Consider the following 14,029-nt stretch of genomic DNA (forward strand, 5'->3'; position numbering starts at 1 on the left):
CGGCTACCCGGCGTTCTCGAACGGGTCACGCCCGATCAGGTCCCGGCACGCCGCCGCCACGTCGACGTGCCGGCTCCCGACTCTCGCCACCTGCTCGGTGAACTGCTCGAACAGGGGGCCCAACGCCGCCAGCTCCCGCAACGTCAACACCGCCACCTGGACCCGGCCGTCGTCGGCGGTGAACTCCAGCCCGGCGAGCTGCGCGGACGGCATGAGTCCCATCTTGAACGGTCCCACCTCCCAGGAAGGCCCCACCGCCGCCGGGTCCACTTTCGGGGGCAGCACGTCCGACCGGGTGGGTTCCCGGCCGGTGATCTTCCGGATCACGTCACCCACGGGGACCGGCTCCCCCGGGTGGGCGACCTCGTACTCGCGCAGGGCGCGAACGACCCGGCCCGCTTCGTCCGGGCCGAGTCGGAACGACCAGCCCTGCTCTCCGGCTGTCGGCTTGTTGTCAGTCATGTCGGCACGGTATGGAGACCACCCGCTCGGCACTGTCTCCGATCCGACCGCCCGTGCCCGTAACCACACTGCGGGTGCGTCGCCCACGCCCCATCGGTCGCATCTATTTATTTCAATATCGACATGTATTACAGTTGCGCCGTGTCAGCCCGCACGGGTACGGGACGGCCCCGGCGGCTTCCCGGCATCCTACTTCCGTGGAGAGGTGCTCATGATCGGTAACTCCTCAGCGCGTCGCCGCACCCTGCTCGCCGCCGCCGCTGGTCTCGTCGCGGCGCCCTGGGTGGCCGGAACCGCGCACGCGGCGGTCCCGAAGGTCTACCTCGACCCCGGACACGGGGGCACCGATCCCGGCGCGGTCGGAAACGGCCTGACCGAGAAGGCCCTCACCCTCAGCATCGCGCTCCAGACCCGCGACATCCTGAAGGCCAACTGGAACGTCGACGTGCGGATGTCCCGCACCACCGATGTCACCCGCAGTCTCACGTACCGCACCGACGACGCCAACGCGTGGGGCGCCACGATCTTCGTCAGCATCCACATCAACTCCGGCGGCGGTACGGGTTTCGAGACCTACCGGTACCCGGGGACCACCGGCAACACCGCCGCGCTGCACAGCGCGCTCCACTCCCGGATCCTGTCGAGCATGCGCTCCGTCGCCTCGGTCACCGACCGCGGCATGAAGACCGCGAACTTCCACGTGCTGCGGGCGACCGCCATGCCCGCGGTCCTCACCGAGAACCTCTTCATCGACACCGTGGCCAACGCGAACCTGCTCAAGAGCGCCGCGTTCATCACGGCCACCGCGCGCGGGCACGCCAACGGCATCGCCAGCTACCTCGGCCTCTAGTGCTGTGTCCGCTAACGTTCACCGGGTTTCCGGTGGGTTGTTGTGGATCCTCGCTGGTTGGGCGAGCGACTCCCCACCAGCTGGTGGGGCGGGCCACAGCGGGCCATTCTGACTCTCCCGCCGCCGGGTGGGCGGCGGGGGTCACGTCGGGACCGGCCGGCACCGGGTAGGTGCCGGCCGACTCGACGGTGCGTGACCACCCCGGGCAATACGACAGCCGTGGGGGTGGTGGGTCCGCCGCCCGGTGTGCGGGTGGCGATGCTGGCCGCCGCGACGACGTCGCGGTGACCGGAGAACTGGCAGTGCGGGCACGACAGGGTCCGCCCACGCGGCTTCGACACCCGCTTGCGGCATGCGGGGCAGGTCGAGGACGTACCGCGCTCGTCCACCAGGTGCACGGTGATACCCGCGAGGGTGGCCTTGTCGTCTCCGGGGCGGGGTGGAGCTTGTCGAGAGCACCGTGCGCCCCGGAGGTCCTCGCGCCTAGCTGCCCAGCACGTCGGCAAGCTCGTCCCGGCTGCTGATGCCCAGTTTGGTGTTGATCCGGTAGAGGTGGTTCTCGACGGTGCGCACCGACACCACCAGCCGTCGCGCGATCTCCCGGTTGGACATGCCCTGCGCGGCCAGGGTGCCGATCTCCCGTTCCCGCCCGGTGAGGGGCAGCGGGTGGACCGTGGCCCTCGTCGCGGGCGTCCCGATCCCCTCGCAGCTCTGGATCAACCGTCGCACCCGCGCCTCAGCCTGATACGCGGCCCCGCGCCGCCGCGCTCTGCGGTACACGACGGTCGCCTGCGCGGCCGCGTCGGCGGCAGCCAGCAGGTCTCCCATTCGTTCCAGCATGTCCGACGCCGCCCGGAGGGCATCGCCGTCGTCTGCCGCCAACGCGCTCGCGTGCGCTGCGGCGGCCCGTGCGCGCGGGCCGTCCACCTGACGGGTCAGCGCGGCGAGCCGCTCGACGGACGACCGGTCGCCGAGGCAGGTCGCCGTGTGCAGGGCCAGGACCTCGTGGGCCGACTGTCCGGTCACCGCCGCCACCGACGCCGCCTCGCGCGCGAGCCCGATCGCCTCGCTCGACACGCCCTGTGCCGCAGCCAGCCATGCCTGTGACAGCAGCATGTCCGGCCGGAGGCACCGGATCATCGGGTGCTCCCGGGCACGCAGCTTCGCCGATGCTTCCGTCGCGGCCGTCAGGTCACCCGTGAGGGCCAGCGCGCGGACGAGCGGGATCAGGCACACGTGTTCGAAGCCACCCGCCCGGTCGAACGGCTCGAAGGCGGCGTATGCCTCACGCAGCCAGCGCAGGGCGCTGACCGGCCGGCCCTGGGCCAGGAGCACGTCTCCCATCAGCACGCTGGCGATCGCCGTCGGCAACTCCAGTCCCTGGACCGACTCCCAGCAACCGTGTGCCACGTCCGCGGCCTCCCCGAGGTAGCCGGCCAGGCGCAGACCGGCCAGCTGTGCAGTGATCAGCGGGAACTGCAGGAAGGCGTACTCCCCCGCGCGGCCTGCCGCAGCCACGCCCCGCGTCGCCAGGGTGGCGAGTTCGTCGGCCCGGCCGACGGTGGCCAGGCCGATGACGTATCCGACCGTGGCGAGGAGGACGGACTCGGCGGGCAGCAGCGGCGATTCGAGTGCCGTCTCCGCAGCCTCGATCGCTCGGACCGGGCGGGCGAACTGTCCGTCGAACATCGCGCGTAGGGCCATGAGCTGCCGTCGGCCGTCCTCCTCCGAGACCTGCGACTCGGCGGCTTCGAGAATCGCCTCCGCCTCGGCTGGCCGGGATGACGCCCACGCCAGGTCCATGGTCCGCGCCACGGTGGCCCGGACCAGCTCGGCATCTGTCCCGGCAGTCGCCGTCAGCACTGCGGAGTCCGCGTCCGAGGGACGACTCAGCCCGTGGAGGGCACCCAACACGATCATGGATGCCTCGAACCCGCCGCCGGCCGCCTCCGCCGCTCGCCCGAGCCGTACCGCCAGTGGCAGGTCACAGAGCTGACCGGCACGGCGGCCCGCGTCGATCAGCAGCCGCCCGTCCGGTTCGAGGTCCGAGTCCACGGCCAGCACCGCGCGACGGAGGATGTCGTCGGCCTGGCGGTATCCGGCATCGGCGAGCGCCTGGCTGACGCGTCCCCGTAGTCGCCGCGCCCGCAGCGTCCCCATGCGGGCCCGCCTGGCCTCTCCGAAGAGGGGATGCGCCAGCCTCGCTTCGAGCCGTCGTCCGACCTCCTCGACGCGGATGAGTCCGGTCTCCTCGGCCCGTTCGACCGCCGACGGTTCGGCGAGCCCGGCGAGCAGGCGGACATCCAGCGGTTCCGCGATGGCGAGCAGGTCGACCACCAGGCCCTCCGGCTCGGTCAACTCACCCATTCGAGTCGCCACCAGATCTGTCAGTCCAGGTGACATCAGTGCCGTACCGGACCACCGCCAGATGCCCCGGACCGGCTGCAGCCGGCCGGCCTCGGCCTCCCCGGCGACGAAATGCCGCAGGTACAACAGGTTGCCCTGGGTGATCTCCCATACGCGGTGCACGCTCGTCCGCTCCACGGGACCGCCCAGCACCGCCTCCAGGAACGATCCGGTCTGCTGCCGCCCGAGCGACCCCACCTCGAACCGCTCGATGTGGCCGTCCTTCCACAGTCGCGTGACGAGTTCCGGCACCGCCTCGCCGGTACGCACGGTGACCACCACCACCGCCGCATCCTGCACGACGAGTTGGTGCACCAGGAGCGCCGACATGTCGTCCAGGAGATGGGCGTCGTCGACCCCGAGGACCACCTGACCGTTGCTCGTGCCTGACGAGAACGCCCGGACGGCTTCGGCCATGACCCCGGTCGGGTCGCCGCGCAGCACGCCGAGCAGCCCCGCGAACGCCCCCAGGGCGAGCCCGCGCGACGACGCGGTGCCGACGACCCAGCGAGTGGTGACGCCCTGCCGCCCCGCCCGTGTGACCGCTTCGCGAGCCAGCCTGGTCTTTCCCACCCCGGCCGGTCCGGCCAGCAGTGTGCCGCGTCCAGCACCGGTACGGATGACGGCCTCGATCGCACGTAGCTCTTCCTGGCGTCCCACGAACGGCCACGCTCGCCTCATGGACGAAGACTAATGTCACCGTAGGTGATTCGACAGTGCCGGAAGGCGACTGTCCCATGTCGGCCTCTCCCGGCGGGGACGCCGACCTACGCCAGCAGCCGACGTCGCCCCACACCGGCCGCGCCTTCTCCTCGATCGCCCCGGCGCACCCTGGCAGATGAGTACCGCACTACTCACGACATCGTCCTGCGCCACAAATAGCTTCCATTACGTGCCCGCTCGGGCCGCCCCGACGGTGACGGAGTCCTGCGGAGAGTCGCCGTCCCGACCCCCGGAGAGGAAACTCATGAAAGCACCCACCAACGCAATTCGGCCACGTCGCGATTCACGGCTTCCTGGGCGACTCGTGACGGCTCTCGCCGCCGTGGCACTCATCGCCACCACGGCACTGAGTGCCGGCACCCCGGCTGCCGCCGCCCCGACCGACAGCCCCTCGGCGACCGGTCACGGTCAAGCAGGAGACAGACCAATCGTGCACCGGGTACCGCGCGTTCCGATCACCATCGACGGCAGGTCGGTCAGTCCGGACACCATCACCAGGTACAACGGACAGCCGCTCTACATGGCCGCGCTTCCGGAGGGGCGGCTTGCCGTCTTCACCAGGCCCGCCGACTTCGAGCGGTTCGTGACCGGTCGGGGTGGGCCAGCACACGCGCTGGCCAAGCCGGTGCGGAACGTCGACCCCCGCACGCCGGGACGGGGCTGGGGCTTCGTCGAAGCCGGCAAGGAGGCGACCGACCCGTCGCTGCAGGAATGGCCCTACACCGGTTCGGTGCTGTGGGAGCACATGCACCTGGGAGGCTACGGGCTCTGGGTGGAGGACGGCTGGGGGTATGCGGATCTGTCGAAGGTGTCGATGCCCTGCCTCTTCTGCGGCTCCTACAATGACAAGGCGTCTTCGGTATGGGCATCCGCCGTGTCCTACCTGTTCGTCTGGGAGCACGCCAACTACAGCGGATCGATGCTCTGGTGGCCGCCTGGTACGACCCAGAACTACCTCGAAGCCATCGGCTGGAACGACCGGATCTCGTCATTCGCCTCGTACCGATGAACTTCTGATCGCGCCAAGCAGCGTCGACTCTGACATTGCCGACGCGACCTCCTGATGTCACACCCCGGACGGGCCTGCCATCATCGGCAGGCCCGTCCGATCTGCGTTCTCGACCTGCTCGTGCGGGTCGGCAGCGTGTCCGGTCTCGGCGGTCGCCGGCAGCTTCCGTTCCGGGCCCGGGGCGACTCACGCGTCGGCGTCGCGTGGTTGTCGAGCACCCGCGACACGATCGCCCGAATGACGCCCGCCAACTCCGCTCCGTCACCATGGGTGACGCGCCGGGATGCAGGGGCACGGTGGCATCCACCCACGGCCCCTGACGCGCATCGGCACCCGGGACCGGAAGCGGGCCTCGCGGGCCGACCCGGTCAACGTCACGAGGATGACGCAAGATTTCGGGCCGATGAACTCCCTGAACTAATGCGGATTAACGAGCGACCCCGAACACCGCCGCCAACACGGCGCGCCGCGATCCCGCCTGGGGAGACGCTTCGACCGCAACCCCTTGACAGGGCACCAGCTCGCCGAGCAAGATTCGAGAAACAAGTTATTAATACGTATTAGCAAGCCGTTCCGAGCCATTCGCAGTCAGCTCACGCCCTGCCGATGCATCACGGAGTGTCACGTTGAGCTCTACCACTCAACGGCATCGCGGCAGTCGTGGGCCGACGCCGAACCATGTCCGCGTTTCCGATCGGCGCCCGTCCCCGTGCCGCCCGCCCCGGTACCGCCCAGCGTCCGATCCCACCCCCGAAAGGAAGACGCATGACGCGAACATCTCTCGTGCCGCGCCGCCGTGCCGCCGCCGCAGCGGCCGGCGCCGGTCTGCTGGTCACCGCCCTCGCCGGCGCCCCGCCGGCCGCCGCGGCCGACCCGGCCTTCGCCTTCCCGCAGTTCAGCTACGTCGGCAACGCCTTCGACAAGAGCACCCTCGACTACAACCCGACCAACGAGTTCATCTTCCCGAGCATCATCCGGGCCGCCGACTACTTCCCGAACCCGCTCGGCACCTACTACCTGTACTACGCCCCCCACGAGCGCCCCGGCGGCATCGCCCTGGCCTACGCCGACTCGATCAACGGCCCCTGGACCGAGTACGCCGCCAACCCGCTGATCAGCAACACCTGGCTGCCGCACTACTCGACGGTCAGCCACGTCTCCTCACCGCACGCGATCTGGGTCGAGGGCGAGCGGAAGCTCTTCCTCTACTACCACGGCGAGAACTCCATCACCCGGTACGCCACCTCCGAGGACGGCATCCACTTCAGCTACGGCGGCACCGCCATCAGCCGCGACGCCACCACGGGTGGCGAGACCTCCTACGCCCGGGTCTTCGAACAGTCCGTACCCCGGCTCGGTACGCGTTACCTGATGGTGTTCATGGACAACCCCACGGCGGCGCTGCCCGGCCCGACCGGACCCGTCTCGCGCCGGATCCGCTGGGCGGTGTCCCACGACGCGCGGACCTGGACGATCCAACCGGAGCCGCTCGTGACACCCCAGGGCATCCAGGGCCCCAACGCCTCGGGCCCGTTCTTCCTGCGCTGGGAGAACCGCAACCTGGTGATCTTCCACGCGGCCGACGGCAACATGCACGCCGTCGACGTCGGTGCGGACTTCGACCAGGAGATCCACCTCGGCATGGTGCACGACTCGATGACCGGCGCGCCGGACCTGGGCCGTTCGGCCGCGCCCACCTTCTACTTCGACGGCCGCACCGTGCACATGTACTACGAGGCGGGCGGGCGGCTCACCGCGACCATCGGCCACGCAGTGGCCAACCTGCCCGAACCGCCACCCACCCGTACGGTGGACTGCGTGGTGGACCGACCGGTGCTCTGGCCCCCGAACCACCGCATGGTCGACGTCACCGTGACGGCGGATCTGCCCGACGGCGTGCTCGGCCCGAACGCGCTCACCCTGACCGGGGTCACCGGCGGCGCGGCCCAGGACGTCGAGGGCTTCGTCGACGGAACGCCGGACTTCGGCGGGCGACTCCGCGCGAGTCGCCCCGGCAACGGCGGCGACCGGGTCTACCAGCTGACCTACGCCGGCCACGACGAGATCGGCCGGCCGCTCGGCTGCACCGTCACCGTCACCGTTCCCCACGACCGAAGCGCGGGCTGACCCGGCAGTCGCGCCGCAGGGCCCGGTCCTGGCACCCCCGTCCACGGTGGCGCCAGGACCGGGCCCGCTCCGGTTCCGGCCCGGTCGAAGGTCATCGCGACGAAGGCGCCGCATCCGGCGCCCGTCGCGCAGGGTTTCCTCATGGTTGCCCTGCGCATATTCATGGAGTACCTTCGATTCGTGTCTCGACTGATCCCGCACGGGAACGTGGTCCGGGACACGAACGCGCACCCTCTGACCACCGGTGCCGGTCGGTGACCGCGCCGGGCGCGGACGACGGTCCCCCCGGGGCACCGCCCCGGGCCTCGCTCCGGCAGGTCGTCGGACTGGTCGCGCGGGCCGGCGGTCCGTCCTTCTACGGGGTCCTGGCGACGATGTGCGCGACCGGGCTCGGTCTCGCCGCGGTGCTGGTCCTCGGTCGTGGCCTCGCCGCCGAACTGGCCCGCCACCAGGGCCGGCCGGCGAGCCTGTCGGTGTGGGTCCTGCTCGCCGGTGTGATCCTGCTGGTGTCGGTCATCGCGTTCGGCCGGATGGTCGGCGGCGGGCTCCACCGCCTGCTCACCGAGCGGGTCATCCGGTGGTGCGAGGAACAGATCACGCTGCTGTCGGCCCGCAGTGATCTCATCGAGTTCGACTCGCCGGCGTTCCACGACCGTCTCGTCCGGGCCCGTCGGGCCTCGACGTCGGCCCTCCAGATCACCCTGGCGGTGCCCCGGGTGATCGCCTCGGCCCTGACCGTGGCCGGTCTCGTGGTCGCCGTGGCGCTCACCGCGCCGGTCCTGCTGCCGGTGGCGCTGTTGTCCGGGCTGCCGGTCCTGCTCACCGGCCGGGCCCTCGGCGAGCGACTGCTGACCTTCACCTGGGGGCACACCCCCAGCGACCGGGAGCGCCAGCACATCGAGAACATCCTCGAAGCACGTGACCAGGCGGCGGAGATCCGGGTCTTCGGTGTCCAGGAGTTCCTCGCCGACCGGTGGCGGCAACTGTACGACGAGCGGATCGCAGAGATAGCCGCCCTGGTCCGGGGGTTCCTGCGGCGGGCCGTCGTCGCGGCGCTCGGGGTCGCGGTCAGCCTGACCGTCCTGCTGGTCTCGCTGGCCTGGCTGTTGGCGCGCGGCCACGTCGACCTGCTGGCGGCGGCGACCGTCGGGATCTCCGTGCTGATCCTGTCCAACCAGTCGCAGACCATCGCGGCCAACGCGGGAGCGCTGCGCGAACACTCCGGGCAGATGGCCGACTTCCTGGCGACCATGCGGCTCCTGGACACGCTGCCGGGTGGCCGGCGGGACGTCCCGGCGGCCCGCCCGTTGCGCCGCCTGGAGGTGGACCACCTCACATTCCGCTATCCGGCCGCCGACCGGCCCGCGTTGCGGGACGTCACCTTCGCCCTGGACGGCGACGAGATGGTGGCGATCGTCGGGCACAACGGCTCCGGCAAGACGACGCTCGCCAAGCTGCTGTGCGGGCTGTACACGGCACAGTCCGGAGAGGTCCGGTGGAACGGCGGGCCGATCCAGGGACAGCATCCGGGAAACGAGATCGGCGCGGTGTTCCAGACCTTCGCCCGCTACTGGTTCTCGGCGGCGGACAACATCCGGGTCGGCGCGGTCCCGGACCCCGGGGGTGCCGACCTGGCGAGGGTCCGTGCGGCGGCCCGGGAGGCCGAGGCCGACGCGTTCATCGAGGAGCTTCCCCGGGGGTACGACACGCTCCTCGCCGCCGAACTGGCCGGCGGGGTCGATCTCTCCGTCGGGCAGTGGCAGCGCCTGGCCATCGCCCGGGTGCTGTACCGGGACCCGTCCCTGGTCGTCCTCGACGAACCGACCGCCTCGCTCGACGCCGAGGCGGAGGCGAAGCTGTTCGCGACGCTTTCCCGGATGCGCGGCCGGCGGGCAGTCGTCGTCATCAGCCACCGGTTCTCCACCGTACGGGCGGCCGACCGAATTCTTGTCCTCGAGCACGGTCGACTCACCGAACAGGGCACGCACGACGAACTGATGGCAGCGCGCGGGACCTACGCGCGGATGTATTCACAGCAGGCTTCCGCCTACGTGTAGACGACGGGACGCCGCTCGCGGGTTGCCCCGGATCTGGAGGGGTTGCCGCAGGCCGGCGGGCGGCCGGGGCAGCCGGCGCACCGACCCCGTCATCCGGAATTCCGAAGATCACATTGTCGTTCCTCTATCTATTCTTAATAGGATCATTTGCCGAAGGTTGAGTCTGGGGAAATTGTCGGCTACGTTCTGCGTATTGACCAGCGTTGCCTGCGGGCACGGGAGGTGCAACAATGGCAGTCGAAAGCCGAAAGCTGCGCATGCTCGGTGACGGCATGCACGGCGACAACACGGTCACCACGTCGACCAGCACCTGGGACGTGGACAACGCACCACTCGTTCTCCGCGAGACGTACACCCAGTCCTACGTCCAGGGCGTCTACGACGAGATCTCCGCCTCGGACGACGTGGAGTTCGCCGCACCGGCCGAGCCCCAGCTCTGCCCGTGCAGCGCCACCTTCTGACCAGGATCCGCTAGCTCCCCGAAGACGCTGCCGGCCCGGTGCGCACACCGTCGGGCCGGCAGCGCCGCGTCCCCGCGGTTCGTGGCCCGGTCCCGGCGACACCGTCCCGCCCTACCGGGTCACGCACTCCCGACGACACCCCTCTGTGAGGAGCACGTGCCCCGCCTCGATTCGCTCGGGTCCAGTCTGCGACCGGCCTTCTCCGGCCGGGAGCCCACCTTCGTCAGCGACTCGGCCGCCGTGGTCGACGTCCTGCGACAGCACGGCCTCACCGCCCGCCACTACGGCGAACTACCCACGACCGACCCTCACCTGCTACGGGACGTGGTCGCGATCCCCGTCGACTTCGCCACCACACCGCCGGGACCGGTCATCGAGCGGTACTTCGCGAACTCGGCCATGCTGGTGCTCCCGGTGGCCTCGTTCTGCGGCACCGAGCGCGGCGCGCTGTACATGCTCGGCTACCTCGCCGACATCGACCTGCGGCGGTGCGTCGACGGGGTCCAGTTCTGGCTCGGCCAGTTGGAGACCGCCCCCCGGCTGCGACTCACCGGCGGCGGCACGGACGTCGAGGTGGTCCTCGGCGACGAGGTCAACCTGATGAGCCCCAAGGGGAACGTGGTGATCCAGCGCGGCGAGTGGGTCAGCGTGGCCCAGTACCTCGAGGTGGGCCTGGTGTCCTCGCCGGAGACCCAGCGACCACACCACGACATGAACGGCACCTTCGTGGCCGAGGGCTTCGTCGTCGCGCACCACCGGCTCTACGCCGACCGGATCAAACGCACCGCGGAACGCACCTGGAACTACCTGACCGAGCTGCGCGCGCGCAACCACCACGCCCCGATCGTCGTGGAGATCGAGGACTCCCGACCGGTCTCCCTGACCTGCGGCACCGAGTCCGTCCTCGCCGAGGTGCTGACCTTCGTCGACCCGAACAAGAAGGAGTACGTCAGCGAGTTCGGGTTCGCCGCCACCACGTGGCCCACCGACGACGTCGACTGGACGATCAACTCGCAGTTCAACGAAGCCGTCGGTGGGCTGCACATCGGCCTCGGCAACGGGGTGACCGGCGCGCACATCGACCTGGTGGCGCCGAGGGTGACGCTGGCATGACCGAGATCCGGGACGCGGCGCACGACGAGTGCCTACGGATCGTCCGGGCCTCCGGCGGGACGCTCGCCTGGCACGTCAGTTGCTACGAGCTGGTCCGGTCACTGCTCGGGGACGAGCGGCTCGGCCTGGCGCACCCGGTGCCACGGCTCGCCTCCCGCCTGCTGGACTCGCCGATGGTCGGGCCCCTCGACGTCACACCGGAACAGGAGCGCGCCCAGCACGACCTGATGCGGCAGGTCATGCAGACCATCGCGAGCTGGCGTGCCTCCCAGCGGCTCAGGCACATCGTCGAGACGGTGGTGGACACTCACGTGCGACGTCTCGCCGAGGCTCCACAGCCGGCGAACTTCCACGAACTCGTCGCCGTCCCGGTGCCCCGGGCCGTCGCCGGCGCGATCCTCGGCGTACCGGACGAGGATCAGGAGCACCTCGGCGTACTCGTCGAACGTACCCACGACGACCACGACCGGCGGGGCGCGAGCGCGGCGGTGTCGGAGTTGCAGGGCTACATGCTGCGGCAGCTCCGGGAGCGGGTCCGCGCACCCCGGGACGACCTGCTGACGGTGCTGTCCCGGGGGGACCGGTCCGGTGACGGCAGCCCCGCCCCGCCGATGCAGAACCTCGCCGCCCTGATCCTGATCGCCGGCAGCGTCACCCCCACCTCGGTCATCGATCACGGGCTGGTGCTGTTGCTCAGCCATCCGGAGCAGCGGCCGCTGCTCGACGACGAGGACCTCGCTCCGGGACTGATCGACGAGATCGTCCGGGTCCGTTCCTTCGCGCCGCCCCGACCGGGAGCGGACCCACCGAACGGCCTGTCCCGCTACGCGAACACCAGCTTCCAGCTCGCCGACGCGCAGATCAACGTCGGGGACCTGATGATCCTCGACACGCACGGGGCGAACTTCGACGAGACCCAGTTCCGCGATCCGTACGACTTCGACGGGCGTCGGCCGACCAACCCGCACCTGGGGTTCGGCTACGGACGGCACCGCTGCCCCGGGGCCAACCTGGCCCGGCTCGAACTCGAACTGCTCTACCGGGCCGTCTTCCGCAGGCTGCCGACGATCAGGCTCGCCGTGCCGACCGACGACCTGCTCAGCCGGATCCGCCGGGACGGGGGCGTCGTGCGGACGCTCCCCGTCACCTGGGACTGACCGTGGTCCCGGCCGGAGCCCGGACCGGACCGACCGTAGTGAGGTGAAGCCGACGTGACCGATGCCGGGACCGACTCGGGGCCAGTGATCCGGAAACTCTCCTTCTTCGGCAGCGGGAGCCGACCGGCCCGCACCATCGACACCCCGCACGGCACCTACCCGGTGGCCCGGGCGAGCGCGCCGACCGACGGCCCGCCGGCCGGTGACGGGGAACCGAAGGGCTGCCTGTTCTACCGTCCGGGCTGCCCGTGCGGCGTGCCCTTCTGACCGTCTCCCGGCGCTCGACGCGCTCCCCGGCCGCGTCAGCCGCGGCTCCGACGGCCGTACCGGTCACCGTCGTGCCGGCCCCGGCCCGCCGCTGACGTGCCGGAACCCGTCGGATACGGTGCCGGGATGGTGGACCGGTCGACGCGCCGCGGTCCGGACGGTTGGCGACCACCGGCCCCGCCGAAGCCGCCGGCGACGCTGGACCTGGCCACCGCCGAGCACGCCGTCCTCGCCGACGACACCACGTCGCGGCGGCTGGGCCTGGTCGACCTCGACCTGTCCGGGCAGTCGGCGGACGAGGTCGAGTTCGTCCAGTGCCGGTTCCGGCGTACGGATCTCAGCGGTGTCCGGCTGACCGGCGCGCGGTTCGCCGACTGCCTGTTCGAGAACACGAACCTGGCGAACCTGCGGGCGGAGAAGTCGTCGATGCAACGGGTCCGGCTGTCGACCGTGCGCATGACCGGCGTGCAGTGGATCAACGGCGCGGTCCGGGACGTGACGATCTCGGACTGCCGGATCGACCTGTCGTCGTGGCGGTTCACGACTTTCTCGCGGGTGACGTTCGAGGGGTGCAACCTGACGCGGGCGGACTTCCAGAACTCGGACCTTCGCGGCGCGCGGTTCACCCGCTGCGACCTGACCGGGGCGCAGTTCTCCCAGGCGGCCATGACGGGTACCCGCTTCGCCGACTGCGTGCTGGCCGGGATCGGCGGGGTGACCAGCATGAGCGGGGCGATCCTCGCCCAGCAGGACCTGGCCGCCCTGTCGTACACCCTGGCCGGGGCGTTGGGCATCCGGATCGAGGGCACCGGCGACGAGTAGACCGGGCCCGACCGGGTCATCCGTCGACCGTGTGTCCGGTGCCTGGTGCCCGGTGCCGAGGTCGACGGACGGCCGCCGGTGGAGCCGCAGTCATCGTCCATGGCCGATATGCGCGTGGATGGATCCTGCTGGTGGAAAGATGGCATACGTGGGAGATGTACCGACTGGAGCTACGATGCCGCATATTTCGCCCCTCGCCGGCGAGCCGATCGAACGCGCCGACGCCGAGCGGCTCGCCGGGGTCCTCAAGGCCATCGCCGACCCCGCGCGGCTGCGGCTGCTCAGCCTGATCCAGTCGGCCCCCGAGGGCGAGGCGCCCGTCTCCGACCTGACCGCCCCGCTCGGGCTCTCGCAGCCGACGGTGAGTCACCACCTGCGCATCCTCACCGAGGCCGGCCTGCTGGAGCGGGAGAAGCGCGGCGTCTGGGCGTACTACCGGCTGGTGCCGAGCGCGATCGCCACGGTCGCGGACCTGCTGACTCCGCCCCGCAAGCGGTCGACGCGGAGAACCCGCTGACGCGCGACCGCCCCACCGCCTTCGGCGCAACCGCCCGACGCTGACGACCGCCAGCCGA

General features: G+C 70.7%; 13 protein-coding genes. 10 read left to right on the forward strand and 3 right to left on the reverse strand.

The genetic code is table 11. The features are described 5' to 3' along the window. Nucleotides 1-3: 3 nt before the first annotated feature. Nucleotides 4-462 carry a hypothetical protein gene (locus QSK20_RS28250; RefSeq protein ID WP_285791659.1) on the reverse strand — a complete coding sequence of 153 codons (459 nt, stop codon included), beginning with the start codon at nt 460-462 and terminating at the stop codon, nt 4-6. A 211-nt stretch (nt 463-673) separates the two neighbouring features. Between QSK20_RS28250 and QSK20_RS28255 the strand changes: the two genes are divergently transcribed. Further along, the gene (locus tag QSK20_RS28255; protein ID WP_285791721.1) at nt 674-1,312 is read left to right on the forward strand and encodes an N-acetylmuramoyl-L-alanine amidase family protein; all 639 of its coding nucleotides are present in this window, start codon (nt 674-676) and stop codon (nt 1,310-1,312) included. 11 nt (nt 1,313-1,323) lie between these two features. On the opposite strand, the gene QSK20_RS32200 is transcribed toward QSK20_RS28255, so the two are convergent. Both QSK20_RS32200 and QSK20_RS28260 read right to left on the reverse strand, forming a co-directional pair. Further along, nucleotides 1,324-1,818: a zinc ribbon domain-containing protein gene (locus QSK20_RS32200; protein ID WP_352232324.1), complete on the reverse strand. Its 495-nt coding sequence runs from the start codon at nt 1,816-1,818 to the stop codon at nt 1,324-1,326. Beyond that, nucleotides 1,796-4,399, reverse strand: coding sequence for a helix-turn-helix transcriptional regulator (locus tag QSK20_RS28260; RefSeq protein ID WP_285791660.1), 2,604 nt, complete (start codon nt 4,397-4,399; stop codon nt 1,796-1,798). Before QSK20_RS28260 ends, QSK20_RS32200 begins: the two co-directional genes overlap by 23 nt. 364 nt (nt 4,400-4,763) lie before the next feature. On the opposite strand from QSK20_RS28260, the gene QSK20_RS28265 reads away from it, so the two are divergent. The 9 genes from QSK20_RS28265 (at nt 4,764) to QSK20_RS28305 (ending at nt 13,971) form a co-directional block, all read left to right on the forward strand. Then, nucleotides 4,764-5,450, forward strand: a complete 687-nt coding sequence (locus QSK20_RS28265; protein ID WP_285791661.1) for a beta/gamma crystallin domain-containing protein — start codon at nt 4,764-4,766, stop codon at nt 5,448-5,450. A 765-nt stretch (nt 5,451-6,215) separates the two neighbouring features. Further along, nucleotides 6,216-7,577 (forward strand): glycoside hydrolase family protein, encoded by a 1,362-nt coding sequence (locus tag QSK20_RS28270; RefSeq protein ID WP_285791662.1) that lies wholly within the window; start codon nt 6,216-6,218, stop codon nt 7,575-7,577. A 254-nt stretch (nt 7,578-7,831) separates the two neighbouring features. Beyond that, nucleotides 7,832-9,634 (forward strand): ABC transporter ATP-binding protein, encoded by a 1,803-nt coding sequence (locus QSK20_RS28275; RefSeq protein ID WP_285791663.1) that lies wholly within the window; start codon nt 7,832-7,834, stop codon nt 9,632-9,634. 230 nt (nt 9,635-9,864) lie between these two features. Next, nucleotides 9,865-10,095, forward strand: a complete 231-nt coding sequence (locus QSK20_RS28280) for a hypothetical protein (protein WP_143740399.1) — start codon at nt 9,865-9,867, stop codon at nt 10,093-10,095. A 156-nt stretch (nt 10,096-10,251) separates the two neighbouring features. After that, nucleotides 10,252-11,208, forward strand: coding sequence for a CgnE/CgnB domain-containing protein (locus QSK20_RS28285; RefSeq protein ID WP_285791664.1), 957 nt, complete (start codon nt 10,252-10,254; stop codon nt 11,206-11,208). Then, nucleotides 11,205-12,365: a cytochrome P450 gene (locus QSK20_RS28290; protein WP_285791665.1), complete on the forward strand. Its 1,161-nt coding sequence runs from the start codon at nt 11,205-11,207 to the stop codon at nt 12,363-12,365. Before QSK20_RS28285 ends, QSK20_RS28290 begins: the two co-directional genes overlap by 4 nt. Nucleotides 12,366-12,419: 54 nt before the next feature. After that, nucleotides 12,420-12,632: a hypothetical protein gene (locus tag QSK20_RS28295; RefSeq protein WP_285791666.1), complete on the forward strand. Its 213-nt coding sequence runs from the start codon at nt 12,420-12,422 to the stop codon at nt 12,630-12,632. Between the two features lie 126 nt (nt 12,633-12,758). After that, entirely contained in the window at nt 12,759-13,454 is a 696-nt protein-coding gene (locus QSK20_RS28300; RefSeq protein WP_285791667.1) for a pentapeptide repeat-containing protein, read from the forward strand. A 175-nt stretch (nt 13,455-13,629) separates the two neighbouring features. Continuing rightward, nucleotides 13,630-13,971, forward strand: coding sequence for an ArsR/SmtB family transcription factor (locus QSK20_RS28305; protein WP_285791668.1), 342 nt, complete (start codon nt 13,630-13,632; stop codon nt 13,969-13,971). Nucleotides 13,972-14,029 lie beyond the last annotated feature (58 nt).

This window comes from Micromonospora sp. NBRC 101691 (genome assembly GCF_030269285.1).
In the GTDB taxonomy this organism is placed as follows: Bacteria; Actinomycetota; Actinomycetes; order Mycobacteriales; family Micromonosporaceae; genus Micromonospora; species Micromonospora echinospora.

What these genes read in the sequence shown, in the direction of transcription:
- QSK20_RS28250 (WP_285791659.1), bottom strand. Translation starts at nt 462, where the DNA reads ATGACTGACAACAAGCCGACAGCCGGAGAGCAGGGCTGGTCGTTCCGA.
- QSK20_RS28255 (WP_285791721.1), top strand. Translation starts at nt 674, where the DNA reads ATGATCGGTAACTCCTCAGCGCGTCGCCGCACCCTGCTCGCCGCCGCC.
- QSK20_RS28260 (WP_285791660.1), bottom strand. Translation starts at nt 4,399, where the DNA reads ATGAGGCGAGCGTGGCCGTTCGTGGGACGCCAGGAAGAGCTACGTGCG.
- QSK20_RS28270 (WP_285791662.1), top strand. Translation starts at nt 6,216, where the DNA reads ATGACGCGAACATCTCTCGTGCCGCGCCGCCGTGCCGCCGCCGCAGCG.
- QSK20_RS28280 (WP_143740399.1), top strand. Translation starts at nt 9,865, where the DNA reads ATGGCAGTCGAAAGCCGAAAGCTGCGCATGCTCGGTGACGGCATGCAC.
- QSK20_RS28290 (WP_285791665.1), top strand. Translation starts at nt 11,205, where the DNA reads ATGACCGAGATCCGGGACGCGGCGCACGACGAGTGCCTACGGATCGTC.
- QSK20_RS28300 (WP_285791667.1), top strand. Translation starts at nt 12,759, where the DNA reads ATGGTGGACCGGTCGACGCGCCGCGGTCCGGACGGTTGGCGACCACCG.
- QSK20_RS28305 (WP_285791668.1), top strand. Translation starts at nt 13,630, where the DNA reads ATGCCGCATATTTCGCCCCTCGCCGGCGAGCCGATCGAACGCGCCGAC.